The following is a 26,745-nucleotide window of genomic DNA, read 5'->3' on the forward strand; positions in this document are numbered from 1 at the left end:
CGCGGGCCGGGCAAGCGTCCTGGTCGGACTGCGGTGCATGTCTGTCTCCCTGAATGGCGGGTCGGCCGGATCGCCGCCCGTTCTTTTCTGAATTACCGACGCTGCTTGCCGCGCGATGCGGTGCCTGCGTTGACGGCGATGGCTGCCCATGGGCACGCCATCGCCGGCCTCATGCCAAGGGGTCAAGGATGGCCAGACAGCGCGTCCAGCCCGCGGAAGCCGCCTTGATCTTGATGGGAAAGCAGGCCACCAGGAAGCCATGCGAGCCGATCGCCTCGAGGTTGTGCAGCTTCTCCATCTGGTAGTACTCACCTTCGAGGCCCGCTTTGTGACCTTCCCAGACGATCGAAGGGTCGCCCTCGCGAGCGAAGCGCTCGCGCATGAAGCGGAAGGGAACGTCCCAGCTCCAGGCATCGGTGCCGACGATCTTCACGCCCTGCTCCAACAGGTGCAGCGTGGCCGCGCGGCCCATGCCGCAGCCGCGGTCGCGATACTCGGGCAAGCCGTAGGTCGCGCCGGCCGAGGTGTTGACCAGGACGATGGTGAGCGGCTCGATGGTCGCGCCGACACGCGCCAGTTCCACGTCGATATCCTCGGGCTGGACGACGTAGCCGTCGGGCAGATGGCGGAAATCCAGCTTCACGCCTTTCTGCAGACACCACTCCAGCGGAAGCTGGTCGATGGTGCGCGCGGGCTTGCCATGGTCCATGGTGGACGCGAAGTGCCACGGCGCATCCATGTGCGTGCCGCTGTGGGTCGACAGGTGCAGCCATTCGCCGGCCCAGGCTTCGCCGTTGGGCAACTGGTCTTCGCGCAGGCCAGGGAACGTCGACAGGTAGGCCTCGATGCTCTGTGTGTGGTTCAGGTACTCGATCTGCGGCAGCAGCTTCGGAGGATCGGACGGCACGCCCGTTTCGATCGCGATGGAAAGATCGATCATGCGCATGGTGCTCTCCTGTGCAGTGGAAGGAATTCAGCGAGGTGTGTCGGAATCCGGCCAGCTCGGCGCGGGCAGCAGTTCGCCGCTGGCTTCGCCGAAGCCGATCGCGACGTAGCCCTCGCGCTGCGCCCTGCCGCGCAGCGTGACGCGGTCGCCGTCCTGCAGCCATCGCGGTGCAGCGCCGCCGGGCTGGGTCGGGGACGGGGCGAAATGCAGTTCCGCCAGGCATGCCGCCTCGTCGAGCGCGGGTCCCGAGCAGGTGCCGCTGGCAATCAGGTCCCCCGCGGCCAGCGCGCAGCCGTTGCTGGCGTGGTGCGCGACCATCTGCGCAAAGGTCCAGTACATGTGGCAGAAATTGCTGCTGCACAGGCGCAGGTCGGGCTCGCGCTGCGCGCGCATGTCGGCCGTGGCCAGATGGCTTTCGAGCGTGATGTCGAAGCCGCCCTGGCGCTGATCTTCGGCCGAATGCAGATGCGTCGGCACCTCGGGGTCGCCCTGGGGCCTGGCGAAGGCCGGAATGCGAAAGGGCGCCAATGCCTCGGCCGTCACGATCCAGGGCGCGGCCGTGGTCGCGAGGCTCTTGCCGAGGAACGGGCCGAGCATCGCTTCCCAGAACTGGATGCCGCGCGCCGACCAGTCGTTGACGAGGCTGAAGCCGAACAAGGCGTCGGCTGCCTGATTCATGCCCATCGGTTCACCAAGCCGATTGCCGGGGCCGCCGATCCAGGCCCCCAGTTCCAGTTCGTAGTCCTGTCGTGGCTCGGGGCCGAAGCGAAGCGCGCCGGACTTGAGTTGTTCCTGCCAGCTTCCGAGCGGGCGGCGCACGGGTGTGCCCGAGCACACCACCGAACTGGCGCGGCCGTCGTAGCCCACGGGCAATGTGCGGAAGACCGGCGGGCAGATGGGTTCGCCGCGTTCGTCATTGCCGCGCTGACGGCCTATATGGAAGGTCGATGCGCACATGTCGGTGAACTGGCGCACGGTGGTGGGTAGCAGCATCTCGACCTCGGCCTGGGGCACCAGCAGCCGCTCGGCGTGGGCGCGCGCGGCGCCATTCGCCGCGAGCAGCGCGCACAGGTGCGCGCGCAGGGCACCCGCTGCCTCGTTGCCGAGCCGCAGCAGCGGCAGCAGATCGTCGCCGCAGGCGGCCCGCGCCGCTTCTCTCGCCTGCGGCGATGCGCGGTCGAACAGGCCCAGCGCCAAAGCCGCCCTGAGGTCGACGATCCGATCGCCGATGGCGACACCGCCCTGCGGCGTGCCGCCGCGACGGCGAAAGCGGCCGAGCGGCAGGTTCTGGATGGGGAAATCCGTGGTTCCGTCGTTGGCGGAATCGACCCAGCTTCGCAGCGTCGGATCGTGCGTGGCGTTGAGATTCGGCATGTCTTGTCTCCCTGTTGCTCGATGGCTCTTCGGTTCTCTTGCACCGAGCCGCCATCGTATTTTTCATTTTCTGATTGTCAATAGGTGAAAAATAGAAATTGATAAAAAATCAGGCGCCGGGGACATTGGCTTGCCTATGAACCCTTCTTGCCCTTCGGTCCGGGACGGACTGCCATCCGCCTCGCGCGGCCGAGCCATGCTGGTCGTGATGGTCGGCCTGTCGCTGGCCGTGCTCGACAACACCCTGCTCAATCTCGCATTGCCGGTCCTGGCGCGTGAGTTGCAAGTCAGTGCGGCGCAGGCGCTTTGGGTGGTCAATGCCTATCAGCTGGCCAGCCTCGCGCTGATCCTGCCCCTGGCGGCGCTCGGCGAACGCCTCGGCTATCGACGCGTCTACCTGGCCGGGATGCTGGTCTTTTCCCTGGCCTCGCTGGGGGCCCTGTGCGCGAACTCGCTGGCGGCGCTGATAGTGGCGCGCGCATTCCAAGGCTTGGGCGCGGCCGGGATCATGAGCGCCAACTCCGCGCTGGTGCGACTGATCCATCCCAAGGACCTGTTGGGCCGCGGCATGGCAGTGAATTCGCTGGTGGTGGCCACGGCGACCATGGCCGGTCCCACCGTGGCGGCGATGATTCTCTCCGTGGCTTCGTGGCCCTGGTTGTTCGCGGCGAACCTGCCGCTGGGACTGTTCACGCTGTGGCTGGGCCTTCGCGCGCTGCCTTCCAATCCCGATCCGCGTCCGACCGACGTCGCACCCTCGCCCTTCGATGTGCTGCTGAACATCCTGGTGTTCAGCCTGATCCTGCTCGGCGTCGGGCAATTGGGTGCGGACGCGCACGGTCGCGGCGTTACGGGAGCCCGGCCGTCTTCGGGGTGGCTGTTGCTCGGCGCGGGCCTGTGCGTGGGCGCCTGGTACCTGCGCCGGCAGTGGCCGCTGAGCCGCCCCCTGTTTCCCGTGGACCTGCTGCGCATCCCGGTCTTCGCACTGTCGATGTGCGGCTCGGTCTGCGCCTTCTGTGCGCAGATGCTGGCCTACCTGGCCTTGCCATTCCTGTTGCTCGAGTCGCATGGCCTGTCGCCGCTCGAAGCCGGCATGCTGCTCACCGGCTGGCCTCTCGCGACGATGCTCACCGCACCGCTGGCGGGTCGGTTGATCGGGCGCTATGCCGACGGGTTGCTCGGCGGCGCCGGGATGGCCTTGTTCGCCTGCGGCCTGTGGCTGCTGGCCGCCATGCCGGACCAGGCCGCTGGCTGGGACATGGCGTGGCGCATGCTGCTGGCCGGTGGTGGCTTCGCGCTCTACCAGTCGCCGAACAACCACGCCATCATGTCCGCGGCGCCCCTGTCGCGCAGCGGTGCCGCGGGCGGCATGCTCAGCTCGGCGCGAGTGGCGGGCCAAGCGCTGGGCACCGTGATCCTGTCGGTCATCTTCAGCGTCTCGAACGGGCATGGCGGCGACGCCGAGATACTGGCATTGGTCACTGCCGGTGGCTTCGCGACCTTGGCAGGCATGTTCAGCATGCTGCGTCGACCGCGCACGAAACCCGCATCGGCCGCAGGAGGTTGAGCAAGGCCTCGGGTGTCATCCCGTTGACACCCGCGCGCGCGCTGCGTTAACCTGCGCCCCGTTCCCTTCTCCGGCAGCTTTGCCGGATTTCCTCGGCGCCCTCGCGGCGCAACCGGCAGCTTCGCTGGTTCTCCCCTCGGCAGTTCTGCCGTCCCCCTCGTGTCCGCGGTCGCACCGCATTGCCGACGCGCCTGCGCGCGCTTCGCATGGCCTGGCCATGCGCGCGTGCCGGCGCTTGCATCGGCATGGCGTCCCGGGCACGTCGATCCATCCAGACACCCCCAGGAGACAGCCACCATGCACACCCCTTCTTCGCGTCCCTTCGCGCGGCTTGCCGGACTCTTCCTCGCCGCGGGCCTCGCCGCCTTCGGCACCCATGCCTTCGCCGCCGGCGAGCCGGTGCGCATCGGCGCCATCTTCGACAAGACCGGCGGCCTCAACATCTACGGCATCCAGCAGAGCCGGGCGCTGCGGCTCGCGGTCGACGAAATCAATGCGGCGGGCGGCGTGGCCGGCGCCAAGGTCGAGGTGGCCGAGGCCGACGCGCAGTCGGAGGACGCCAAGTACACGCAGTACACGACCACGCTGATCCTCAAGGACAAGGTGCAGGCGCTGTTCGCGGGCCTCACGAGCTCGAGCCGCGAGGCGATCCGCCCGATCGTGCGACGCTCGAAGATCCCCTACTTCTATTCCTCGCTCTACGAAGGCGGCGCCTGCGACCGGCAGACCTTCGTGACCGGCGCCACGGCCTCGCAGCAGCTCAGCGTGCTCGTGAAGTGGGCGATCAAGAAGTACGGGCCCAAGGTCTACATCATGGCGCCCGACTACAACTTCGGCACCATCTCGGCGCAGTGGGTCAAGCTCTACGCCAAGGAGTTCGGCGGCGAGGTGGTCGGCGCCGACTTCCTGCCGCTCACGCTGACCGACTACTCGCCCACCATCAACAAGATCCAGCAGGCCAAGCCCGATTTCGTGGTCGCGCTGCCGGTGGGCGCGAACCAGACCGGCTTCCTCGAGCAGATGGCGGCCGCGGGCCTGAAGAGCCGCGTGGGCGTGGTGTCGACCAACTATGGCGGCGGCAACCAGCAGGTGGTGGTGTCGCCGCAGGCTGGCGAGGGCATCGTGGCGGCGCTCGAATACTTCGCCTGGCTCGACACGCCGCGCAACAAGGCCTTCAAGGCTTCCTGGGAAAAAGCCTACGGCAACAAGGAGCCGGTGACCGCGGTCGCGGTCGACGTCTACAACGCGGTGCACCTGTGGGCCAAGGCCGCGAACAAGGCGAAGTCGGCCGAGCCCGCGAAGGTGATCCAGGCCTTCGAGGAGGGCGAGGGCGTGGCCTTCGACTCGCCGGCCGGTCCGGTGTCGATGCAGCCGAAGTCGCACCACGTGCGCCAGAACATCTACATCGGCGTGGGCACGAAGACGCAGAGCTTCGACATCGTCGAGACCTACGCGTCGGTGGCGCCGAAGTTCGAGGACCAGGTCTGCGACCTGGTCGCCAAGCCGCAGACGGCGCAGCACTTCACGCCCGGCGCGTCGAACTGAGCGAGGCCCCCGATGGCATGGGATCAATTGCTGACCGGCGTGCTCTCGTCGGTCGCCAGCGGCTCGGTGCTGCTGATCGCGACGCTCGGCCTGGCCGTGGTGTTCGGGCTGATGGGCGTGGTGAACCTCGCGCACGGCGAATTCATCATGTTCGGCGCCTATGCGGCGCTGACCGCGGTGCGCGCGGGCGTGCCGTTTCCGCTCGCGGTGGCGCTGGCCGCGCTGGCGGCCGCGGCCTTCGGCGCGCTGGTCGAATGGCTGATCGTGCGGCGCCTGCACGGCCGGCCCTTCGACACGCTGCTGGCCATGTGGGGCCTGAGCCTCGCGCTCTACCAGAGCGCGGTGCTGCTGTTCGGCACGGTCACGCCGGGCATCGGCATGCCGGCATCGAACGTGCGCATCGGCGACTACACGATCTCCAGCTACCTGCTGTTCCTGATCGCGGTGGCGGCGGTGCTGATCGCGGCCGTGTATGCGCTGCTCACGCGCACCAACTACGGCCTGATGGCGCGCGCCGCGATCCAGGACCCGGCCACCGCGGCCGCGATGGGCGTGCGCACGGTACGCATCAACAACCTCACCTTCGCCCTGGGCTGCGGCCTCGCGGGCCTGGCCGGCGCGATCCTGGTGCCGGCCGTGCCGGCCACGCCCAGCATGGGCTTCGCCTTCGGCATCAAGGCCTTCCTGGCGGTGGTGGTGGCGGGCCCGGTCACGCTCGCGGGCACCATCGCCGCGGGCGGCATCCTGGGCTCGGCCGCGAGCGCGGTGGCCAGCGTCTGGTCCACCGTCGCGGGCGACGTGGTGTTCTTCGTGATCACGCTCGTGGCCCTGCGCGCCTGGCCGCAGGGCATCTCCGAGCGCTGGCGCCTGAAGCTCTGAACGGAGGCCACGCATGAACATGAGCAGAACCCTGGCCGCACCCGTGGCCACGACCGCGGCCACCACGCGCCGCGCGCTTCCCTGGTGGCTGGCCACCGTCGCCGGCACCGTCGTGCTGGGCGCCGGCGCCTTCTTCGTCGACGAGTACCTCGCCTACCTCGCGAGCTCCTGGCTGATCTTCGGCATGCTGGGCCTGAGCCTGGACATGGTGTGGGGCCGCGGCGGCATGCTGAGCCTCGGGCAGACGGCCTTCTTCGGCCTCGGCGGCTACGCGGGCAGCGTGGCGGCGATCAACCTCGCGAGCGTCACCGGCAACACGCTGGTGTGGTCGCTGCCGGTCGGCGCGATCGTGGGCGCGGCCGCCGCCGGCGCGGTCGGCTGGCTGCTGTTCCACGGCCGCCTCGGCGCGCTGCAGGCCACCATCCTGACCTACACCGTCACCCTGCTGCTGTGGACCGGCAGCATCTCGTTCTCGGCGCGCTTCGGCGACGCGGTGGTGGGCGGCGACAACGGCCTGTCGAACATCCCGGGCATGGTGCTGGGCTTCGGCGCCGACGCGCAGGGGCTCGGGCCGCAGGGCACCTTCGCCTGCGTGCTGGCGGTCTCGGCGCTGGTGCTGCTGGGCGTGCGCGCGCTGCTGCGATCGCCCTTCGGCACGGTCGTCGACTGCGTGCGCCTCGACGGCCCCAAGACCGAGCTGCTGGGCTACGACGTGCGGCGCTGCCAGCTCGTGGTGTTCACGCTGGCCGGCGGCATCGCGGGCCTGGCCGGCGCGCTCTACGGCGCCTGGGCCAACTACCTCAACCCCTCGCTGTTCAGCGCGCAGCAGGCGCTGCTGGTGCCGATCTACGTGCTGGTGGGCGGGCTCGGCACGCTGGCCGGTCCGTTCGTGGGCGCGGTGGCGGTCGGCGGGCTGTCGTACTGGCTGGGCGGCGGCGTGGTCGGCGGGCAGACCACGCTGATCATGGGCGTGGCGCTGATCCTGCTCGTGCTGTTCCTGCGCGGCGGGCTGCTCGGCGGTCTCGGCCGGTTGTGGGCGCTGCGCGGGCCGGGCGGCGCGCAGGGCAAGGCGCGCCAGGCCAAGACCGCGATGGACGTGGACCTGGTGCGCGGCCTGCGCGAAGGCGCGGCCGTGCCGGCGCCGGTGCTCGAGATCCGCGACGGGGTCAAGCGCTTCGGCGGCGTGGTGCCCGTCAACCGCGTCACCCAGCGCTTCGCGCCGGGCCGCGTGCGCTGCCTGATCGGGCCGAACGGCGCGGGCAAGAGCTCGCTGCTGCGCTGCCTCACGGGCACGCACCTGCTCGACGCGGGCGAGATCGTGCTCGACGGGCGACCGGTCACGCGCTGGATGCCGTACCGCCGCGTGCAGGCCGGCGTGGGCATCAAGATGCAGGTGGCGCAGGTGTTCGGCGAACTGAGCGTGCGCACCAACCTCTGGATCGCCGCCTACAGCCGCGACCGCGATGCCGCGGTGGCCGACCGGCTCAGCGAGCGCACCCTGCGCGCGCTCGGCCTCGAGACGCTGGCCGAGCGCGATGCGGCCGACCTCTCGCACGGCGAGCAGCAATGGCTGGACCTCGGCATGGTGCTGTGCCTGCAGCCCTCGGTGGTGCTGCTCGACGAGCCGGCCGCGGGCATGACCGGCGACGAGCGCCGCGAGCTCTCGCAGCTGGTGCGCGTGCTCGCCGAAACGGCGGCCGTGGTCGTGGTCGAGCACGACATGGCCTTCGTGCGCACGCTCGACGCCGAAGTGACCGTCCTGCACCGCGGCGAGGTCTTCGCCCAGGGCGACCTCGACACCCTGCGCCAGGACGAACGCATCCTGGACATCTATCTCGGGAGACAGCAGCATGTTCGAAGCCATTGAGATCAGCGGCGGCTACGGCAAGACATCGATCGTCGAGCGCGCCAGCCTGCGCGTGGGGCGCGGCGAGATCGTCGCGCTGCTCGGCCGCAACGGCGTGGGCAAGTCCACGCTGATGCGCCTGCTGGTCGGCCAGGCCACGCCCATGGGCGGCAACACGCGCCTCGACGGCCGGCCGCTGCCCGAGCGCACCGACGACCGCGCGCGCTGCGGCCTGGGCTACGTGCCGCAGGGGCGCTTCGTGTTCCCGCGGCTGTCGGTCAGCGAGAACATCGCGCTGGCGGCCGTGGCCTGCGGCCATCCGCGCGCCGAGGCGATCGCGCGCGCCTTCGCCGACTTTCCGGCGCTGGTGCCCAAGGCCAACGACCTCGCGGGCCGGCTCAGCGGTGGCCAGCAGCAGATCCTCGCGATGGCGCGCGCGCTGGCCACGCGGCCGAAGCTGCTGCTGCTCGACGAGCCGACCGAGGGCGTGCAGCCCTCGATCGTCGACGAGATCGCCGAGGTGCTGCTGCGGCTGCGCCGCGACGGCCTGTCGGTGCTGGTCGCCGAGCAGGACCTGAACTTCTGCCTCTCGATCGCCGAGCGCGCCTACGTCATGGACCAGGGCCGCATCGTGCGCGAGACGCGCAAGGCCGAGCTCGAGGGCGACCGCGCGCTCCTGCAGGAACTGCTCGGCGTCTGAGCCCCCACATCCACGCACACATCCAAAGAGAGGAACGAACACCATGGACCACGAGATCTTCGAGGCGGGCGACATCGCCCTGCAATCGGGCCGCATGCTGCGCAACGCGAAGCTGGCCTACAAGACCTACGGCAAGCTCAATGCCAAGCGCGACAACGCCATCGTCTACCCGACCTGGTTCGCGAGCACGCACGCCGACAACGAATGGCTGATCGGGCCCGGCAAGGCGCTCGATCCGTCGGAGTACTTCATCGTCGTGCCGAACTCCTTCGGCAACGGCGTCTCGAGCTCGCCGAGCAACCAGCCCGCGCCCAACAACCGCGGCCGCTTTCCGAACGTGACCGTCTACGACAACGTGGTGCAGCAGCACCGGCTGGTGACCGAGCACCTGGGCATCGACAGCCTGCGCCTGGTCACGGGCTGGTCGCTGGGCGCGGTGCATGCGTTCCACTGGGCCGCGCTGTACCCGGACATGGTGCAGCGGCTGCTGCCGTTCCAGGGCGCCGCGCGCGCGTCGCGCCACTTCCAGGTCTTCTTCGCGAGCGTGAAGGCCGCGCTGCAGGCCGACGCCGAATGGCGCGAGGGCTTCTACGAGCGCCAGCCCGAGCGCGGCCTGCGCGCCGCCGGCCGGGTGTACGCGGGCTGGGGCTTCTCGCAGAAGTTCCTGCGCGACCGGCTCGACATCGAGGCACTGGGCTTCGCCTCGCTCGAGGACTTCCTGATCGAGTTCTGGGAAGGCTGGCTGCTGTCGAAGGATGCCAACAACCTGGTCGCGTCGCTGTGGACCGGGCAGCACGGCGACATCGCCGACAACCCGGTCTACCGGGGCGACTTCGTCGCGGCGCTGTCGGCGATCAAGGCGCGCGCCATCGTCATGCCCTCGTCGAGCGATCTCTACTTTCCGCCCGAGGATTCGGCCTTCGAGGTCGCGCACATGCCCAACGCCGAGCTGCGCGTGCTGCCTTCCGACTGGGGCCACCTGGCGGGCAAGGGCCTGCACGAACCCGACAACGCGTTCATCGACAGCGCGCTGCGCGAACTGCTGGCGGCATGACCATGGCAACCGTTCCCACCCAGCCCGCCGCACCCTGGAACGCCGACAGCGTGGCCGCGCATCGCCGCGCCGCGGGCCTCGCGGCGCTCGACCCCGCGCTGTGCGGCGAGGTCGCGGCGATCCTCGAGGACCTGCGCACGGGCCTGCGCGAGATGCCCGGGCGTGCCTGGTTCGCGCTCGTTCCACCGTCGACGGAGACCGATCATGTCCATCGCTGAGACCATCGACGGCGCTGGCGTGGCGCAATTGGCCGCGCTGATCCGCCGCGGCGAGCTCGGCGCGGTCGAGCTGGCCGAACGCCGGCTGGCCGACATCGAACGCCGCGCCGCGCGCACCAATGCCTTCGTGGCCGTCGACCGCGAAGGCGCGCTGGCCCAGGCGCGCGAGGCCGACCTCGCGCTGGCGCGCGGACTGTCGCTGGGGCCGCTGCATGGCGTGCCGATCGCGGTGAAGGACAACGTGCTGACCGCCGGCCTCGGCAGCAGCGCGGCCTCGGCCGTGCTGGCCGACGCGCCGCTGCAGGGCGAGGCACCGCTGGTCGCGCGGCTGCGCCGGGCCGGCGCCATCGTGGTGGCCAAGACCAACATGCACGAGTGGGCCTACGGCGCGACCAACAAGGGATCGCACCATGGCCCCACGCGCAATCCCTGGGACCCGCGCGCGATCACCGGCGGCTCCAGCGGCGGCTCGGCCGCCTGCGTGGCCGACGGGCTGCTGCCGCTGGCCATCGGCACCGACACCGGCGGCTCGATCCGCATTCCCGCCGCGGCCTGCGGCATCTCGGGCATCAAGCCGGGCACCGGCCGCGTCGAGGGCGAGGGCGTGCTGCCGCTGGCCTGGAGCTTCGATGCCGCCGGGCCGATGGCGCGCAGTGCCGAGGACCTGTGGCTGGGGCTCGACGCGATGTGGCCCGGCGCGGCCGGCGATTCCTCGCGCCATGCCGCGCAGTTCCGCGAGGCACGCGGCCGCGCCCGGCTGCGCATCGGCGTGCTGGCGGGCGAGGGCTTCGAGACCGCGTCCGACGTGGGCCGGGCCTTCGAGGCGGCGCTCGAGGTCTTCGGCCAGCGCGGCAGCGATCTCGTGCCGGTGCCGGTGCGCGGCATGGCGGCGGTGTTTGCGGCCTGGAAGGCCATCATGTACGCCGAGGCCAGCACCTTCCACCGTCCGCTGATGCACGACCGGGCGCGGCACTACGCACCCGACGTGCGCGCGCTGCTGCATGCGGGCGAGAGCGTGTCGGCCGTCGACTACCTCGCGGCGCAGCAGTTCCGCGGCGCCTTCTGCGCCGCGTTCGCGCGCGACATGGCGGGCCTCGATGCGCTCGCGCTGCCGACGCTGCCCGTGACCGCGCCGCCCTTGGCAGAATCGCGCATCGAATTCGCCGGCCGCACGACCACCGTCCAGGACGCCATGACCGCCATGCCCTGCCTCGCCAACTTCACCGGCCTGCCGGCGGTGAGCCTGCCCTGCGGCTTCGGCGACACGGGCCTGCCGGTGGGCCTCACGCTGATCGGCCATGCCGGCGGCGAGTTCGCGCTGCTCGGGCTGGCCGCGGCCTTCCAGGACGACACCGCCTGGCACGCCATGCGGCCCGGCCATGCGACGGCGACAGGCCGCGAGGAGGGCGTGCATGTCCGATGAGATCGGCGTGGGCGTGCTGTTCGCCCAGACCGGCAACATGGCCGTGACCGAGCAGGCGCTGCTGAGCGGCACGCTGGTCGCCATCGACGAGATCAACTCGGGCGGCGGCGTCGCGGGCCGGCCCATCGTGCCGATCATCGAGGACCCGGGCCCCGATCCCGCGAGCTACCGCGACATCGCGCGCCGCATGGTGCTGCACCACCAGGTGCCGGTGATCTTCGGCTGCTGCTCGTCGGCCAGCCGCAAGGCCGTGCTGCCGGTGGTCGAGCGCCATGGCGCGGTGCTGTTCTATCCCTCGGTGTACGAGGGCTTCGAGTATTCGCCCAACGTGATCTACACCGGACCCACGCCCGCGCAGACCATCGTGCCGCTGATCAAGTACCTGTTCGCGCACCACGGGCGGCGCTTCTTCCTGGTCGGTTCCGAGTATGTGTTCGCGCGCGAGATCTCGCGCATCGCGAAGGAGTTTCTGCTCGAGAGCGCGGGCAGCGTCGCGGGCGAAACCTACCTGCCGATGGGCGCGCCCGACAGCGCCTTCGCCGAGGTGGCCGAGCGCATCGCCGCCGCGCGGCCCGACGTGGTGCTCAGCACCGTGGTGGGCGCCGACACCGCGCGGCTCTATGCCGCCTGCCATGCCATCGGCGCCACCTCGGCCGAACACCCGATCGCGAGCCTCACCGCGAGCGAGGCCGAGATCGCGGCACTGAGCCCGGCCGCGCGCGCGGGGCACCTCACGGTCGCGCCCTATTTCGCGGGCATCGAGAGCCCGGCCAGCGCGCGCTTCACCGCGCTCTACGAGAAGCGCTACGGCGCCGGCCGCCGGCCCAACATGTATGCCGAGGCCGGCTACCTGCAGGTGCACCTGTTCGCGCGCGCCGTGCCGCGCGAAGGCGCGCCCGACCCCGACCGCATCGTGCGCAGCCTCGGTGGCACGCGCCATGCTTCGGCCCAGGGCGAGGTCGAGATCGACGCCGACACCAACCACACCGCGCTCAAGGCCCGCATCGGGCGCTCGCGCGAGGATGGCGGTTTCGACCTGCTGTGGGAGGATGCCTCCATCGTCCGCCCCGATCCCTACCTCGTCGCCTACGAACGAAAGATCCTCTGATGTCGCCCGATCCGATCCAGCTGCGCTCCCTGCGTGACATCCGGGTCGCCGTCATCCATCCCGACGACGAGGACGCCCGCGTGCTGTGCGAGCAGCTGCGCCGCTTTGGCTGCCGCGTCACCGCGCTGTGGCCCGAGCCGAACCACCTGCCCGAGGGCACCGAGGCCGTGTTCTTCAGCATCCAGTCGGAGCGCGATGCCGCGCACCCGTGGCTGGCCGGTTCCTCGCACGCGGTGCTGATCGCGCTGCTGGCCTACGAGAACCCGGCCGTGCTCGAGGCTGCCGCGGCGGCCAACGTGCACGGCGTGCTGCCCAAGCCGATTCGTCCCTTCGGCGTGCTCGCCACGCTGTACGTCGCACGCATGCTGTTCCGCTACGAGGAGCGGCTGCTCAACCGCATCGCCAAGCTCGACGAGACTTTGCGCACGCGGCGCATCGTCGAGCGCGCGATGAAGATCCTCGCCACGCGCCAGGGCATCTCGGAGGACGAGGCCTACGCCATCATCCGGCGCGAGGCCATGCGCAAGCAGTTGCCGGTGTCGTCGATGGCCGAGTCGATCGTGCATGCGGAAGCGATCTACGGTTTGCCGCCCGATCGCGGCACTTCCGATCCGGCCGAGTGATGGCCCGCCCTCCCTTCGAGAGTCCGGAACGCTTCGGACTCGATACTTCGTTCGCGCGCGATCCGAGCGATCCGTTCGGTGATGGCCCGTTGAGCGGCCTCGGCTTCGCCGCCAAGGAGGTGTTCGACCTCGCGGGCCACGTCACGCGCGCGGGCAATCCCGACTGGCTGCGCACGCATGCGCCGGCCACGGCCGACGCACCCGCGGTCGCGCGCCTGCTCGAGGCCGGCGCGCGGTTGCAAGGGCGAACGCTCAGCGACGAACTCGCGTTCTCGCTCGCGGGCGAGAACCTGCACTACGGCACGCCGCTGAACCCGCGCGCACCCGGCCGCGTGCCCGGCGGTTCGTCGAGTGGCTCGGCCTCTGCCGTGGCCGGTGGCTGCGTCGACTTCGCGCTGGGCACCGACACCTCGGGCTCGGTGCGCATCCCGGCCAGCTACTGCGGTCTGTACGGTCTGCGGCCCACGCATGGCGCGATCGAGGCGCGCGGCGTCACGCCGCTGGCGCCGGCATTCGACACGGTCGGCTGGTTCGCCGCGACCGCGGCGGTGCTCGAGCGCGTGGGCGCGGTGCTGCTGCCGCCGGGCGAGGCACGGCCGCTGCGGCGCGTCGTCCCGATGGCCGATGCCTTCGACGATGCCGCGCCGGGCGTGGCGACAGCACTTCGTCCCGCGCTCGATCGCCTCGCGTCGCTGGACCTGGCCTTCGATGCGCCCGCGCGAGGCTTGCCGCTGGGTGCCGCGGCACAGACCTACCGCGTGCTGCAGAGCGCCGAGGTCTGGCGCACGCATGGCGAATGGTTCGAGCGCACCCGGCCGTCGATGGCGCCCGAGATCGCGGCGCGGCTGCGCGCGGCGTCGCAGGTCACGGCCCGGGAGATCGATGCCGCCCAACGCGAGGCCGACGCGCTGCGCGCGAGGATCGACGACCTGCTCGCGCACGACCGCGTGCTGTGCCTGCCGACCGCGCCCGACGTGGCGCCGCTGCTGGGCGCATCGGCACAGCCCGATGCGCAGACCCGCATGCGCGTGCTGGCCCATACCTGCATCGCGGGGCTGTGCGGCTTGCCGCAGGTCAGCCTGCCGCTGGGGGTGGTCGATGGCCTGCCCGTGGGGCTGGGGTTGATCGCGGGGCGGGGGAGGGATCGGGATCTGCTGGCGTTGGTGGGGCGGATCGCATCCGACGATGCGAACAAGACGGCGAGGGCTTGAACTACATTCGGCTGAAGAAGGCCATCGATGCCAAGGACCAGGGATAACGAGATGGAGCAGTTCGAGCAGAACCTGCTCCAGTCGATCGATGAAATGAAGCGCGGCGAGTTTGCCGCCGTTCATGCGCCGGAGCAGATCGAGGCCCACCTACGTGGCAGGCCGATGGACTCCAGCGAGGCGACGCCGAAGGCGTCGACCCCTGTCGGATCGAATCTCGTCTTCGTCTTCGGCACCCTGAAAGAGGGCTACCCCAACTTCGCCACCAACCGCGGCCGGCGCATCCCCGGCGACTTCGTCACGCGGGAGCGCTATCCGCTGTACCTGATGGGCGAGCGCTTCTCGCCCTGGCTGGTCTTCCTGCCAGGCGAAGGAGAGCGCATCGTCGGTCAGCTGTTCGAGGTCGACGACGCGGCGCTGGCCGCCATGGACCTGCTCGAGAGGATCGACGCGTCGGACGGTTATCGGCGTGTCCCGATCGCTGTCGAACGCGTTGGCGATGCCGTTGGGCAGCGGCTGACCGTTCACGCCTACGTCAAGCCAACGGAGCAGTTCGACGTGACGCAGGCGAGGCTGGGGCCGCTGGCGGAATACACGATGGCGCACGCCAAGCTCTATCGATCGCGGGGCGTCGTGTCCTGAGACCTGGTGGCCCTTGGCGATCGGAGGCGTTCGAGAGGCCGGCCTGACGCCGTTCAGGCGTCCGCGGCGATCGACCGTTGCCGCGCGCGATCACCGCGAACAGCGGCATCACGCTCGCGCAGGTGAACCCGAACAGCGCGGCCCGTGAGTCCTTCCATGCTGTAGATCGACACGGCCGCCATCAGCGGAATGCCGCAACGCGGGCGGACGACTCACCAGCAGGGCCAGGGGAATCATGGTGACTGCTGCCCACTGCCCTCCCGGCCCTACTGTGGCGTGCCACCTTGCGTGGTGCGGCGCTTGAGGCTCCCGTCCTTGTTCCGGCGGCGCTCGTCCCGCGTGTGGGCACGGGCGTCGCCAGCGACGGCCGCGCGGCCCGTGCCGATCGCGCCGCCTTCCTCGGTCTTCGGTTCGTCGCCACCGGGCGCCTTGACCTGGCCGGCCGGCCGGGCCTTCACCTTGGCTTCAGCGCGCGCGGCCGGTCGGCCCTGTCCGGTGGGGTCGAGTTCGCCCGGTTTCGTCTGGGCGTACGCGCTGGATGCGAGAAAGGCGGCGATCAGGAGGCAGAGAGGCTTGTTCATGGCGAGGCTCATGGAAGGTTCATGGGAGGACGAGAAGCGGGAGGGCGCTGCGGCTGCGCGAGGCTCGCCGCCGTCGGTGCCGATTCGGCACGCAGGCGTCGCACCTGCAGCAGGCAACCCACGACCAGCACCGCGAAGCAGGCGCCCACGGTTTTCTGCAGGGCGGGATCCTCGGGGCTGCTGAACAGCGGGGCGCCCGTGGGCAGGCGCGTGAAGGTCTCGGTCAGGCCCGGGATCAGGTGAAAGAAGAATGTGGTCGAGTACGCGATGGTTGCCACGTAGCGCGAAGCGCGGCCGAAGGCGTTCGTTCTGCCGGCCACCGCCGCGACGAGCAGCACCGCCAGCGTCAGGATGCCCAGCACGTGGGGCGCGCCGAAGCCGCCGCGCTGGAAGATCCCGAAACCCGTGAGGCAGGTGAGCACCGTGGCCCAGATGTAGGTCTGGCCCAGCATCGTGCGGGCGGGGATCTCGCGGTGGCGCAGCAGCGCCGAGGCGCCGGCCGCGAGCGCGACCAGGCTGATCGCCGTATGGATGGCGCCGAGCGTCGTCAGGCCGAACATGTGCTTCTCCTTGGCGTCATGGGCGGCTCAGCCCTTGATGAACGCCAGCAGGTCGGCGTTGATCACCTCGGGATGCGTCGCGCACATGCCGTGCGGCAGGCCTGGGTAGACCTTGAGCGTGGCTCCCTTCACCAGCTTGGCCGACATCAGGCCCGCCGCGCCGATCGGCACGATCTGGTCGTCGTCGCCGTGCATCACGAGCGTGGGCACGTCGATCTTCTGGAGGTCCTCGGTGAAGTCGGTCTCGGAGAAGGCCTTCACGCAGTCGTAGTGGGCCTTGATGCCACCCATCATTCCCTGCAGCCACCAGTGGTTGCGAATGCCCTCGGAGATCCTGGCGCCCGGGCGGTTGTAGCCGTAGAAGGGCAGCGTGACGTCGCGGTAGAACTCGGCGCGGTTGCCGGCGACGCCGGCCCGGATGCCATCGAAGACCTCGATCGGCAGTCCGCCCGGATTCGCGGCGGTCTTGAGCATCAGCGGCGGCACCGCGCCGATGAGCACCGCCTTGGCGACGCGCTTCGTGCCGTGGCGGCCCAGGTAGCGCGCGACTTCGCCGCCGCCGGTCGAGTGGCCCACGTGCACGGCGTCCTGGAGGTCCAGCGCGGCGGTGAGCGCGGCCAGGTCGTCCGCGTAGGTGTCCATCTCGTTGCCGGTGGCCGTCTGCGTGGAGCGGCCATGGCCGCGGCGGTCGTGCGCGATGACGCGGAATCCCTGGTGCAGGAAGTACAGCATCTGGTTGTCCCAGTCGTCGCCCGACAGGGGCCAGCCGTGCGAGAAGACGATCGGCTGACCCTGGCCCCAGTCCTTGTAGTAGATCTGGGTGCCGTCGTTGGTCGTGATGCAGGGCATGGTCGCGGTTCCTCGTGGTGGGGTTGAAAAAGCGGTGGGATGTCGATCGCTCACGGCGCGTCGAGAAATCGGTTCACCTCGTCCGAGAAGGACTCGGCGTGCTGGAACAGGAAGCCGTGCCCCAAGTCCGGATAGACGACGAGACGGGCATGGGGCAGTCGCTGCGCCATCGCATAGGAGGCATAGGTGGGCACCATGACGTCGTGGCGGCCGTTGGCCACCAGCACGGGATGCGGCACGTCTTTGAGGCGCGGCAGCAGGGAACTGCCTTCCGAGCCCACGGCCATCGCGGCCTTGAGCTGTGCCTGCCAGGCCGCGGGCTCCACCTGTCGGGCGAAGGCGTCCTCGCGCTGCGCGAGTCGCGCGAGATAGGCCTGCCCCGCTGCCCTGCTGGTCGGCGTCGGCTCGAAGAAGAGGAACAGGAAGTCCTCGTCGCTGTTGACGGGCTTCGTCGCCACCTGCCAGACGGCGGCATCCGCTGGCGCGACGCCGCCGCCTTCGGCGGGCACATGCCCGGGCCCGGAACCGGCGATGACCGCGCGGCGCACCCGTTCCGGATGGTCCAGCAGCAGCTGCAGTGCCACGGTGCCCCCCATCGAGAAGCCCATCACGTCGACCTGCCGGTGGTTCAGCTGCGCGACGACGCGCGCCGCCATGGCGGCGAAGGCCTGCAGCGAGTCCTCGGGCACGCCCGAGGAACGCCCGAACCCGGGCTGGTCGAACATGAGCACCGGGCGCTTCGCCGCCAGCGCATCGATGAGCTTCGGGTCCCAGTGGTCCATGGTGCCGCGGAAGCGGTTGAGCAGCAGCAAGGGGATGCCCGTGCCGTGCCCGATGGCGCGGTAGGCGATCTCCTGCCCGTCGAGCGACATGCGCAAGGTCGGTGCCGAGACCGTGGGCCCCGATGCCGGGGGCGCGGCGGTGCCTTCGCTCGACGTGCCCGCGGGCACGCCTGCGGCGGTCGAAGGCTGGAGGGCCTGGAGATTCTGTGAGGACGTCATGGCCGTCAGCATCGCCGCCGCGGCGCGTCGCCAAACCTCCCCGTTGGCGATGGACAGCTCTCTCCAAAGGAGGAGCGGGGCTCGTCCTCCCGACCCTGAAACGGGTCAGGACGACTGGCGGCGGTACTCGCTCGGGGACAGGCCGGTGGCCTGCCGGAAGGCCCGCGCGAAGTTGGCGGGCGTCGAGAACTGCATCGACAGCGCGATCTCCGCCAGTGGCATCCGGCCATCGGCCAGCAGGCGCCGCGCGTTCTCCATGCGCAGGTTCGCGAGGTACCGGTAGGGCGGAAGGCCGGTCGAGGCACGGAACAGGCGCGCGAAATGGAAGGGGCTGACCGCGACGGCCGCGGCGATCTCGTCCAGGCCGATGGGCTGGTCAAGGTGCGCACGCATGAACTCGATCGCCAGCCGGACGCGTCGCATGTCGCGCGCGGCCGTCGCCGCGGTGCCGCGCGGCATCCCTGTGTCGCAGTAGTCGCGGGCCATGCGGTTCGCCAGGGCCGCGGTCAGGGAGTCGACCAGCATGCGGCCCGCGGCAGAGGGATTCCTCATGTCTTCGGCCAGGGCGTGACCGATCTGCACGATCGATTCATCGCGCACGCCCGCGAGGTAGCGGACGTGGTGCAGCGATGCGCCGGCGTCGCCCTCGGGATCGCTCAAGGCGAGCAGTCGGTCCATCGACAGGTAGATGTGGAAGATGGACGGCAGGTAGCGGCTGATCCGGATGTCGTCCTCGGCGACGCCCATCGGGCTGATCCAGATGGTGCCCTTCTCGACCCGGGTCTGCTGCCGCTGTCCCCAGCCCTTGCGGCTCACCGATGCGCCGGGCGTGGTCTCGGGCGCGATCGTGATCTCGATCTGGCTCGACACGAACGGCGGCAGGTCGCCGGCCGGATGCGAGCGCATCTCCGCGGCAATCCCGCGCCAGCCCAGCCCGCTCGAAGAGCAGAGCACCCGTGCCTCGGGGAACTTGCTGTCGCCATGCCGCAGGAGATTCATGATGACTGGAGGGACGAAGGAGTGGCCCCAAGGTAGTCGATGAAGTCTACGTAATCCTTACAAGGAGCCTGCGCGCCGGGCCTCCACGGGCCGCGGGATCAGCCGCGAACCGTGTGGACCGCCGGCGTGAAGATGTACCCGGCCCCGCGCTCGGTGAGGATCAGGCTCGGGTTGCGGGGATCCTGCTCGACCTTCCGGCGCAGCCTTCCGACCATGACGTCGATCGAGCGGTCATAGACCTCCGCGTCGTGCAGCCTGGACAGCTCCAGCAGGCGCTGCCGCGAGAGCACGCGATGCGGCGAGGCCAGGAAGGCCAGCAGCAGGTTGAACTCGGCGTTGCGCAGCGAGACGCCGTGGCCCGCCGGCGCCCGGAGCTTGCGCAGGCGCACGTTGAGCTCCCAGCCCTCGAACCGGTAGGCGCGCACGTCGGCCACGGCATCGGCGACCGTCTCGTGCATGCGCGAGCGTCGCAGCAGCGCACGGATCCGCGCCAGCAGCTCGCGCGGCGAGAAGGGCTTGGTGACGTAGTCGTCGGCGCCGAGCTCGAGGCCCATCACGCGGTCCGCCTCGTCCTGCAGGGCCGTCAGGATGATGATCGGCAGCTTCGTCTCCGCGCGCAGCGCCCGGGCGATCTCCAGTCCGTTCTCGCGTCCGAGGCGAAGGTCGAGCACGACCAGGTTGGCCGGGTCGCGGGCGAGCACCGAACGCATCTCGCGCTCGCTGGTGACGGCGGTGACGCGCAGGTCGTGATCGCCGAGGTAATGCACGATCAGCTCGCGGATGGACGGGTCGTCGTCGACCGCGAGCACGTGCGCGGCGTGCGTGAATGCATCGCTCTCCAGCATTCGACGGGCTCCTTCAGGCAACGGCAGATGTCAAACGACACAAAGGCACCCATCTGCGGCACGGGTCGGCGACCATGCGTCCTTCGGCGGATTGCCCGGGCTTCATTGTCCGGCGAGACGCCCGTGGGGAGCACGACTTGAGGATTCAAATCTTGCGGGGTTGTTTTCGCATCGCGGTCATCGAGGGCGACTCTCTCATGCGGGAGCTGGCGAGCCGGTGGCTGTCCGACGCGGGGCACGAGGTCGTCTTGCTCGCCGAGCGCCAACGCACGCCGGTGCCGGGACTGGACCTGGTGATGCTGGACATCGCGAACCCCGGCCGTGCCTCCGGGCGCGTCGAGGCGTTGCGCGCGCTGCACCAGGCGCCGGTGATGGTGGTGTCGGCGCACCAGCGAAAGGCGCCGGGGGCATCGCCGCTGCTCGCCCGCCGGGTCGGTGCCGCCGCCATTCTTCCCAAGCCCTATACGCGGGACGAGCTACTGGCGGCGGTCGCGTCGGCCTGCGCTTCGTCCCGCGGCGCCCGGGAACAATGAGGAGAGGGCCGCGGCCAGCTCGGCCCTCGCGACCGGCTTGGCCAGCACCTGCGATGCACCTTCCGCGCGGGCGCGGTGGACCAGGGTGTCGCCCAGGTAGCCGCTCATCACGATGACCGGCAGGTCCTCGCGGATGTCCTTCATCAGGCGCAGCAGCGCCATGCCCGTCATGCCGGGCATGCGCTCGTCCGTGAGCACGGCATCGAAGCGGTCCGGCGCTTCGCCGAAGAGGCGGGCGGCCTCGGCACCCGAGGTGCAGGCCGTCCATTCGTAGCCGAGGTCCGCGCACAGCTGGGAGGTCATGCGGACCAGCGCCGGGTCGTCGTCGACCACGAGGACGCGCTGCTTGCCGCCGCGCGGCAGGCGCCGCGCCTCGACCGCCGGCGGCGCCGGCACGTCGCCCATCCTCGGCAGGTAGACGACGAAGGTGCTGCCGCATCCCAGGCTCGACGCGACGTCGATGGCACCGCCCAATTCCGCCACGATGCCGTGCACCAGCGACAGGCCGAGGCCGGTGCCGACGTTGACTTCCTTGGTCGTGAAGAACGGATCGAAGATGCGCTGCCGGTTCTCGAGCGCGATGCCGATGCCGGTATCGGAGACCGTCAGCACGACGTAGTCGCCCGAGGCCAGCGGGCCCGTCGTGGCCGAACGGCCCTGCGGAAGGGACTCGCAGGCGAGCGCGATGCGCAGCGTTCCGCCGTCGGGCATGGCCTGCATCGCATTGATCGCCAGGTTGCCCACGACCTGGTGGACCTGGGTAGGGTCGCCCATGATTGCCGCCGTTCCCGCCCGGAAATCGCAGACGAGTTCGATCTCGCCTTGCAAGGCCGGCTTGAGCAGGTCCGCCGATTCGCGCGCGACCTGCTCGAAATGAACCCGCACCCGCTCGCTGACGCTGCTGCGGCTGAAGGCGAGGATGCGGTCGACCAGCGCGCGGCCGCGTTCCCCGGCGGTCACGATCGATTCGAGGTCGCGGCGCATGCGGCTTCCGGCGCGGGTCCGCCGCAGCGACATCTCGCCGAAGCCGAGGATGGCGCCGAGGATGTTGTTGAAATCGTGCGCGATGCCGCCGGCGAAGGTGCCGACCGCCTCCAGCCGCTGCGACTGCTGGCGCGATGCCTGCTCGCGCCGGCGCGCGTCCACGTCGCTGATCGATCCGCTCAGCCGGATCGCCTTGCCCTCGGGGTTGCGCAGGCAGCGCCCGCGGATCCTTCGCCAGCGGTCGGTGCCGTCCGGCTGCCGGAACAGCCATTCGGCATCGAGCGAGTCGGTTTCCCCGGCGATGTAGCGCGCGATGGCATCGCGGCGGGCGGCGACATCGGCCTGCGGCTCGAGCACCAGCGTCATCCACTCGGCGCGCGGGCGCGAGGCATCGGCGCTCGGCGGCAGCCCGTAGAGGAACTGCGCGCGTTCGGACATGAACATCATGCCGGTCTGCAGGTCCCAGTCCCAGATGCCGTCGGCCGAGCCCTCCACCGCCAGCGCGAAGCGCTCCTCGGACTCGCGCAGCGCCGCCGCCGTCAGCCGCAGCCGCGTGATGTCCGCCGAGGCGCCGACGACGCGCAGCTTGCCGTCGCCCTCGACCATGGCGACACCGCGCTCGTGGATCCATCGCAGCTCGCCGTCCGGACGAACGATCCGGAATTCCGCCTCCCAGCGCTCGGTCGGTTGCGCGAGCCAGTCGTGGAAGGCCAGGCCGATCCGGTCCCGGTCCTCGTCGTGGATGCACTGGATCCAGAGGCCCGGCTCGCGGTAGAGCTGCGCGACCGTGTAGCCCCAGATCTGCTCGAAGCTCTCGCTGCAGTACACGACGCGCTCGGGGTCGCACTCGGTGATCCAGATCACGTCGCCCGTGGCCTCCACCAGGTGGTGGAAGCGCGCCTCGGCCCGGTCGAGGTCCTTGCGCAGTTCGTGCGGGAGCGAAGGGGCCGTCGAAGGTCGCGCCATGTCGTGTCCAGTGGGATGCGCGGGATTATCGAGCAGCAGCGGCGACCGGCCCGCCCGTGTGTCAGATGACACATGGGGAGGTCGAATGTGATGCCGTCGAGATACACGGCCCTTCCAGACTGCGCGCCATCGTCTTCGAGTCCGCATCCCAACCGGAAAGCGTCATCACCATGGTTCCACGCGTGGAAGTCTTCGTGTGCCACGAATCGCCGCTCGTTCGCGCGGGGCTGGGCGCCACCCTGCAGGGCCACGCCGATCTCTCGGTGACCGTGGCGAGCGACACCTTGCCCGCGCCCGCGGAACTTCGCTGCGATGTGCTGGTGGCCGACTACGCGACGGGCCTGCGATGCATCGAGGCGCTGGCGCCATCGCCCGAGTTCCGGCACGGGCCGTCGCCGCGATTGCTGATCGTCACCTCGCGGGACGGCGAGTGGGACATCCGCAGCGCGCTGACCCGTGGCGTGCCCGGCTACCTGCTGCTCGAGTGCCCGGCCGAACGCCTGCTTCATGCGGTGCGCTCGCTGGCCCGTGGCGGCCGTTGCTACGACGACGCGGTCTCGGCGCGCATGGCCGAGAGCCTCGTGCACGCGCCGTTGACGAAGCGCGAGCGCGACGTGCTGAACCTGATCTCGCAGGGCGCGGGCAACAAGCACATCGCGCGGACGCTGGACATCCAGCTCGGCACCGTCAAGACGCATGTGAAGGCCATCCTCGCGAAGCTCGACGTGCGCACCCGGACGCAGGCCGTCGTCGTCGCCGAGCATCGCGGCCTGACGGGAACGGTCTGCGGATGACCTCCCCTAGCCGTCGATGCGTATCCGATTCGCCTTCGCGATGCGCCCCCACTTCTCGAACTCGCTGCGCGAGATCGCGCCGAACTGCTCGACCGAATTGCCCACCGGCACCAGCCCCAGTTCGGTGAGCTTGCGCTGGACCTCGGGGTTGCGCAGGATCTTCACGAGCTCCCGGTTGTAGCGCGCGACGATGGGTTGGGGCGTGGCGGCCGGCACGTAGAAGCCCTGCCAGCCGTCGCCGTCGTAGCCGGGCAGCAGTTCCGCCACGGCCGGCACCTCGGGCAGCAGCGCGCTGCGCTTCGGGCTCGTCACCGCGAGCGCGCGGAGCTTGCCGCTGCGCACCAGCGGGATCGCCGTGGTCGCGGGCTCGAAGGCGATCGGCATCTGGCCGGCCATCACGTCGGCCAACGGGCTGCCCTTGTAGGGCACGTGCACCATCTGCACGCCGGCCATGTTGTTCATCATCTCCATCACCACGTGCGGGCCCGAGCCCACGCCCAGCGAGCCGTAGTCGACCGAGCCCGGCTTGGCCTTGGCGCGCGCCAGCAACTCGCGCAGGCTGGCGTCGGGCTGGCTCGGGCCGGTGATCAGCACATAGGGCACCAGCGCGACCTGCGTCACGGGCGCGAAGTCGCGGAAGGTGTCGTAGGGCAGCTTGGCGTAGACGTTGGGGTTGATCCCCATGATCGAGTTGACGGTCATGAAGAGGGTGTAGCCATCGCCGGGACTGCGCGCCGCGACCTCGGCGCCGATGATGCCGGCCGCGCCGGCGCGGTTGTCGATGACGATCGGCTGCCCGAGCGCCTGGCCCAGCGGCTCGCTGAGGATGCGCGCCACCACGTCGGGCGACACGCCGGCCGAGAACGGCACGACGAGCTTGATCGGCTTGGTGGGCCAGCCGGCCTGCGCGAAGGCCGCGCGGCCCGTGGTGGCGGCCAGGGCCGCGAGGCCCAGGCGCTGGAGCGCGAGGCGCCGGGAACGAGAGACGGGCATGGTGAACTCCTCAGCGTGGGTCGATGCAGGTGTCATGAGTGTTGTCATTGCAGCCAATCGCGCATGCGCTCCACCAGCAGCTCGGCCGTGACGATGTGCGGGTAGTGGCCGCCCTGCGCCTGCGTGAGATGGCGCGCCTTCGGATAGCGCGCGCGCACGCGGGCCCGGGTCGCGGGCGCGATGATCGCGTCGTCCTCGCATTCGAAGACCACGGTGTTCGCGATCGCCCGCGACGCCGGCAGCTCGGCCGCTCCCGCCACCTGGCGCAGCCGCCCGTGGAAGTCCGAAGCGGGCAGGCCGGCATGCAGCATGTGCAGCTGCACCGCGCGCAGCAGGTCGTCGGGCCGCCCGCGCAGCGCCTGGTCCCAGCGCGCGATCACGGTGGCGCTGTCGCTGGCCGCGAGCCAGAGCGCATCGAACAGCGGATGCTGCGCCACGTCGCGTCCGTCGACGAAGGTGTTGCCGAGCCAGAGCGCCGCCACCTGATCAGGGAAACGCAATGCGAAGGCCTGCGCCCACCAGGCGCCGTACGACGAGGCCCAGAGCGCGACCGCGCCGGTGCGCCGTTCGCGCAGCAGCTCCTCGAGCCCGAGCGCGAGCAGCTCGGGCGCGACGCCGCCCGGGTAGGTGATGCTCAGCACGCGGCGCTCGGTGGCGAAGGCCTGCGCGATGCGCCAGGCGCTGTCGCCGTTGCCCAGCGCGCCCGGCAGCAGGACCAGCGGCGGCGGCCCGGCGGTGGCCGTGTCGCCGCGCGTGCCGGTGTCGCGCAGCGACCAGGCCAAACCCCGCGTGTCGGTGAAGCGGTGCAGGGGCTGCGCGGCGACGAAGCGGCGCAGGTTCTCGGGCATCGCGGGCAGGTCTTCGGCGAGCGTCGTCATGCGGTGGGCCGTCGCGTGCATCAGGCCAGCAGGCCTTCTTCGCGCAGCGTCTTCTTCGCGTCTTCGGTGAAGTCCGCTTCGGGCGCGTTGCCGCCGATCACGAACATCAGGAAGTGCGTCTTGCCCGGCTCCTCGTGTGTGATGTTCTCGAAGCGGCGGTTGACGCCGGCCGGGAACGAGAAGATGTCCCACGGTCCGACGTCGAAGTACTCCTCGCGGCCGTCGAGCTCCCACGAACAGCGCCAGCGGCCCGTGAGCGGCATGAAGGTCTCGTTGGTGTCGTGGTTGTGCATCATCGGGCCCTTGCCGGGCTTGGCCTCGCAGAAGCCGAGGTTGAAGCCCTCGCTGATGCGGATGGCGGCGTTCTCGGCCGCCTGCGCGCCGACCGGCGATATCACGTCGTCGCCGCCCTTGCCGCGCGGCGGCTGGAAGCCCACCGCGTTGTAGAGCTTGCGCTCGGCGCTCGGATGGCGGCTGTCGGGCAGCCCGCCGTCGAAGCCCTTGAGGTCCTTGAAGTAGGCGACGCGCTGGCGCATCTCTTCGCGGGTGACACGGATCTGGGGAATGGCCATGACGATCTTTCTCGTGGAGTGAATAATGGCCGCCAGTATTCGAGGCCGCGGCCGCGCGGTCCATCGAAGCCGCCGATGCCCGGCATCGCGTTCTTGATGATCCATGCGGGTTTACCCGCCCGCGCCCCGCTGTCGCCCCCGATGAAGCTGCAAGACCTCGACCTGAACCTGCTGCGTGCCTTCGATGCGCTGATGCGCGAGCGGCACGTCACGCGCGCGGGCGAACGGCTCGAGATGAGCCAGTCGTCGATGAGCGTGTCGCTCGCCAAGCTGCGCGACCTGCTGGGCGACGAGCTGCTGATGCGCGCCGGCACCGGCTGGATGCCGACCGAGCGCGCGCTCGTGCTGTGGCCGCGCGTGCAGGAGGCGATCGCCGCGCTCGAGCGCCTGACCGAGCCCGTGCGCTTCGACCCCGCGACCTCGACACAGGTGTTTCGGCTCATCGTCATCGACTACATCGACCTGCTGATGATGCCCTCGGTGATGCGCCGCATCCGCCAGGAGGCGCCGGGCGTGCGGGTGCACATGCTGCAGACCAACCCGCACCACTTCGGCGAGATGATGGCGGCCGGCGAGCTCGACCTGGCGCTGACCTACTTCCCGAACGCGCCGACCTACGTCAAGGGCCGCAAGCTGTTCTCCGACCGCTTCCTGGGCCTGGCCGCGCGCTCGCACCCGGTGCATGGCGCGGCGCTCGACGTGCCCTCGTTCTGCGCGCTGCCGCACGTGACGATCGAACCCGACGCATCCCAGATCTACAACGTGCAGATCGACGCCGCGCTCGAGCCGCACGGCCTGCGTCGGCGCGTGCAGATGATCAAGCCCAGCTTCCTCGCGCTGCCCTTCGTGCTCGAGACCTCCGACATGGTGGCCAGCGTGCCGGCGCGGCTCGCGCGCCGCATGTCGCGCATGGCCGAGGTCGAGGCCTTCGACCTGCCGCTGGACCTGCCGCTGTTCGACGTGCGCATGGTCTGGCATCCGCGCACCGACCACTCGCCGGCGCACGAGTGGCTGCGCGAGCTGATGCTGGCTTGCGCGCGCGACGCCTGAGCCTGGC

Annotated in this window: 27 protein-coding genes; 15 read left to right on the top strand and 12 right to left on the bottom strand. The window is 70.3% G+C overall.

Annotated features, from left to right (window positions below; translation table 11 throughout):
- Positions 1 to 169: 169 nt before the first annotated feature.
- Complete coding sequence (locus INQ48_37700; GenBank protein QRF61140.1) at positions 170 to 946, bottom strand: cyclase family protein; 777 nt, start codon at positions 944 to 946, stop codon at positions 170 to 172.
- 27 nt (positions 947 to 973) lie between these two features.
- The gene (locus INQ48_37705) at positions 974 to 2,320 is read right to left on the bottom strand and encodes a fumarylacetoacetate hydrolase family protein (GenBank protein ID QRF61141.1); all 1,347 of its coding nucleotides are present in this window, start codon (positions 2,318 to 2,320) and stop codon (positions 974 to 976) included.
- Between the two features lie 196 nt (positions 2,321 to 2,516).
- On the opposite strand from INQ48_37705, the gene INQ48_37710 reads away from it, so the two are divergent.
- The 12 genes from INQ48_37710 (at position 2,517) to INQ48_37765 (ending at position 15,133) form a co-directional block, all read left to right on the top strand.
- Entirely contained in the window at positions 2,517 to 3,887 is a 1,371-nt protein-coding gene (locus INQ48_37710) for an MFS transporter (protein QRF61142.1), read from the top strand.
- Between the two features lie 297 nt (positions 3,888 to 4,184).
- The gene (locus tag INQ48_37715) at positions 4,185 to 5,432 is read left to right on the top strand and encodes an ABC transporter substrate-binding protein (protein QRF61143.1); all 1,248 of its coding nucleotides are present in this window, start codon (positions 4,185 to 4,187) and stop codon (positions 5,430 to 5,432) included.
- Positions 5,433 to 5,444: 12 nt separating this feature from the next.
- A complete protein-coding gene (locus tag INQ48_37720) occupies positions 5,445 to 6,311 on the top strand; it encodes a branched-chain amino acid ABC transporter permease (protein QRF61144.1) in 867 nt (288 codons plus the stop codon).
- 13 nt (positions 6,312 to 6,324) lie between these two features.
- The gene (locus INQ48_37725) at positions 6,325 to 8,178 is read left to right on the top strand and encodes an ATP-binding cassette domain-containing protein (protein QRF61145.1); all 1,854 of its coding nucleotides are present in this window, start codon (positions 6,325 to 6,327) and stop codon (positions 8,176 to 8,178) included.
- Positions 8,162 to 8,857, top strand: coding sequence for an ABC transporter ATP-binding protein (locus INQ48_37730; GenBank protein QRF61146.1), 696 nt, complete (start codon positions 8,162 to 8,164; stop codon positions 8,855 to 8,857). Before INQ48_37725 ends, INQ48_37730 begins: the two co-directional genes overlap by 17 nt.
- Before the next feature lie 43 nt (positions 8,858 to 8,900).
- The gene (locus INQ48_37735; GenBank protein ID QRF61147.1) at positions 8,901 to 9,911 is read left to right on the top strand and encodes an alpha/beta fold hydrolase; all 1,011 of its coding nucleotides are present in this window, start codon (positions 8,901 to 8,903) and stop codon (positions 9,909 to 9,911) included.
- A 2-nt stretch (positions 9,912 to 9,913) separates the two neighbouring features.
- Complete coding sequence (locus INQ48_37740) at positions 9,914 to 10,129, top strand: hypothetical protein (GenBank protein QRF61148.1); 216 nt, start codon at positions 9,914 to 9,916, stop codon at positions 10,127 to 10,129.
- Positions 10,116 to 11,552, top strand: a complete 1,437-nt coding sequence (locus tag INQ48_37745) for an amidase (protein QRF61149.1) — start codon at positions 10,116 to 10,118, stop codon at positions 11,550 to 11,552. The genes INQ48_37740 and INQ48_37745 overlap by 14 nt, the downstream gene beginning before the upstream one ends.
- On the top strand, positions 11,542 to 12,660 hold the full coding sequence (locus INQ48_37750) for a transporter substrate-binding domain-containing protein (protein ID QRF61150.1): 1,119 nt from the start codon (positions 11,542 to 11,544) through the stop codon (positions 12,658 to 12,660). Before INQ48_37745 ends, INQ48_37750 begins: the two co-directional genes overlap by 11 nt.
- Positions 12,660 to 13,283 carry an ANTAR domain-containing protein gene (locus tag INQ48_37755; protein QRF61151.1) on the top strand — a complete coding sequence of 208 codons (624 nt, stop codon included), beginning with the start codon at positions 12,660 to 12,662 and terminating at the stop codon, positions 13,281 to 13,283. Before INQ48_37750 ends, INQ48_37755 begins: the two co-directional genes overlap by 1 nt.
- A complete protein-coding gene (locus INQ48_37760) occupies positions 13,283 to 14,494 on the top strand; it encodes an amidase (GenBank protein ID QRF61152.1) in 1,212 nt (403 codons plus the stop codon). The genes INQ48_37755 and INQ48_37760 overlap by 1 nt, the downstream gene beginning before the upstream one ends.
- Before the next feature lie 162 nt (positions 14,495 to 14,656).
- Complete coding sequence (locus tag INQ48_37765; protein QRF63140.1) at positions 14,657 to 15,133, top strand: gamma-glutamylcyclotransferase; 477 nt, start codon at positions 14,657 to 14,659, stop codon at positions 15,131 to 15,133.
- A gap of 266 nt (positions 15,134 to 15,399) precedes the next feature.
- On the opposite strand, the gene INQ48_37770 is transcribed toward INQ48_37765, so the two are convergent.
- From INQ48_37770 to INQ48_37795, 6 genes are all read right to left on the bottom strand, one after another.
- Complete coding sequence (locus INQ48_37770) at positions 15,400 to 15,714, bottom strand: cell envelope biogenesis protein TolA (protein QRF63141.1); 315 nt, start codon at positions 15,712 to 15,714, stop codon at positions 15,400 to 15,402.
- An 8-nt stretch (positions 15,715 to 15,722) separates the two neighbouring features.
- Positions 15,723 to 16,274 carry a hypothetical protein gene (locus INQ48_37775; GenBank protein ID QRF61153.1) on the bottom strand — a complete coding sequence of 184 codons (552 nt, stop codon included), beginning with the start codon at positions 16,272 to 16,274 and terminating at the stop codon, positions 15,723 to 15,725.
- Positions 16,275 to 16,301: 27 nt separating this feature from the next.
- Positions 16,302 to 17,123, bottom strand: a complete 822-nt coding sequence (locus tag INQ48_37780; GenBank protein ID QRF61154.1) for an alpha/beta hydrolase — start codon at positions 17,121 to 17,123, stop codon at positions 16,302 to 16,304.
- Positions 17,124 to 17,173: 50 nt separating this feature from the next.
- Positions 17,174 to 17,995 (bottom strand): alpha/beta hydrolase, encoded by an 822-nt coding sequence (locus INQ48_37785; GenBank protein ID QRF63142.1) that lies wholly within the window; start codon positions 17,993 to 17,995, stop codon positions 17,174 to 17,176.
- A gap of 234 nt (positions 17,996 to 18,229) precedes the next feature.
- Positions 18,230 to 19,030: a helix-turn-helix transcriptional regulator gene (locus tag INQ48_37790; protein ID QRF61155.1), complete on the bottom strand. Its 801-nt coding sequence runs from the start codon at positions 19,028 to 19,030 to the stop codon at positions 18,230 to 18,232.
- 191 nt (positions 19,031 to 19,221) lie between these two features.
- On the bottom strand, positions 19,222 to 19,968 hold the full coding sequence (locus tag INQ48_37795; GenBank protein QRF61156.1) for a response regulator: 747 nt from the start codon (positions 19,966 to 19,968) through the stop codon (positions 19,222 to 19,224).
- A 137-nt stretch (positions 19,969 to 20,105) separates the two neighbouring features.
- On the opposite strand from INQ48_37795, the gene INQ48_37800 reads away from it, so the two are divergent.
- Positions 20,106 to 20,501, top strand: coding sequence for a response regulator (locus tag INQ48_37800; protein QRF61157.1), 396 nt, complete (start codon positions 20,106 to 20,108; stop codon positions 20,499 to 20,501).
- Here INQ48_37800 and INQ48_37805 read toward each other — a convergent pair.
- Positions 20,445 to 22,451, bottom strand: a complete 2,007-nt coding sequence (locus INQ48_37805; GenBank protein QRF61158.1) for a PAS domain-containing protein — start codon at positions 22,449 to 22,451, stop codon at positions 20,445 to 20,447. The two genes, INQ48_37800 and INQ48_37805, sit on opposite strands and share 57 nt — an antisense overlap.
- A gap of 170 nt (positions 22,452 to 22,621) precedes the next feature.
- Between INQ48_37805 and INQ48_37810 the strand changes: the two genes are divergently transcribed.
- Positions 22,622 to 23,245 (top strand): response regulator transcription factor, encoded by a 624-nt coding sequence (locus INQ48_37810; protein ID QRF61159.1) that lies wholly within the window; start codon positions 22,622 to 22,624, stop codon positions 23,243 to 23,245.
- A 6-nt stretch (positions 23,246 to 23,251) separates the two neighbouring features.
- Here INQ48_37810 and INQ48_37815 read toward each other — a convergent pair whose 3' ends face one another.
- The 3 genes from INQ48_37815 to INQ48_37825 are packed head-to-tail and all read right to left on the bottom strand — an operon-like array spanning position 23,252 to position 25,688.
- On the bottom strand, positions 23,252 to 24,238 hold the full coding sequence (locus INQ48_37815; protein QRF61160.1) for a tripartite tricarboxylate transporter substrate binding protein: 987 nt from the start codon (positions 24,236 to 24,238) through the stop codon (positions 23,252 to 23,254).
- A gap of 44 nt (positions 24,239 to 24,282) precedes the next feature.
- Positions 24,283 to 25,116: an alpha/beta hydrolase gene (locus INQ48_37820; GenBank protein ID QRF61161.1), complete on the bottom strand. Its 834-nt coding sequence runs from the start codon at positions 25,114 to 25,116 to the stop codon at positions 24,283 to 24,285.
- A gap of 20 nt (positions 25,117 to 25,136) precedes the next feature.
- Positions 25,137 to 25,688 carry a cupin domain-containing protein gene (locus tag INQ48_37825; protein QRF61162.1) on the bottom strand — a complete coding sequence of 184 codons (552 nt, stop codon included), beginning with the start codon at positions 25,686 to 25,688 and terminating at the stop codon, positions 25,137 to 25,139.
- A 141-nt stretch (positions 25,689 to 25,829) separates the two neighbouring features.
- On the opposite strand from INQ48_37825, the gene INQ48_37830 reads away from it, so the two are divergent.
- Positions 25,830 to 26,738: a LysR family transcriptional regulator gene (locus INQ48_37830; protein ID QRF61163.1), complete on the top strand. Its 909-nt coding sequence runs from the start codon at positions 25,830 to 25,832 to the stop codon at positions 26,736 to 26,738.
- Positions 26,739 to 26,745 lie beyond the last annotated feature (7 nt).

Origin of the sequence: Variovorax paradoxus, assembly GCA_016806145.1 — a bacterium.
GTDB lineage: Bacteria > Pseudomonadota > Gammaproteobacteria > Burkholderiales > Burkholderiaceae_C > Variovorax.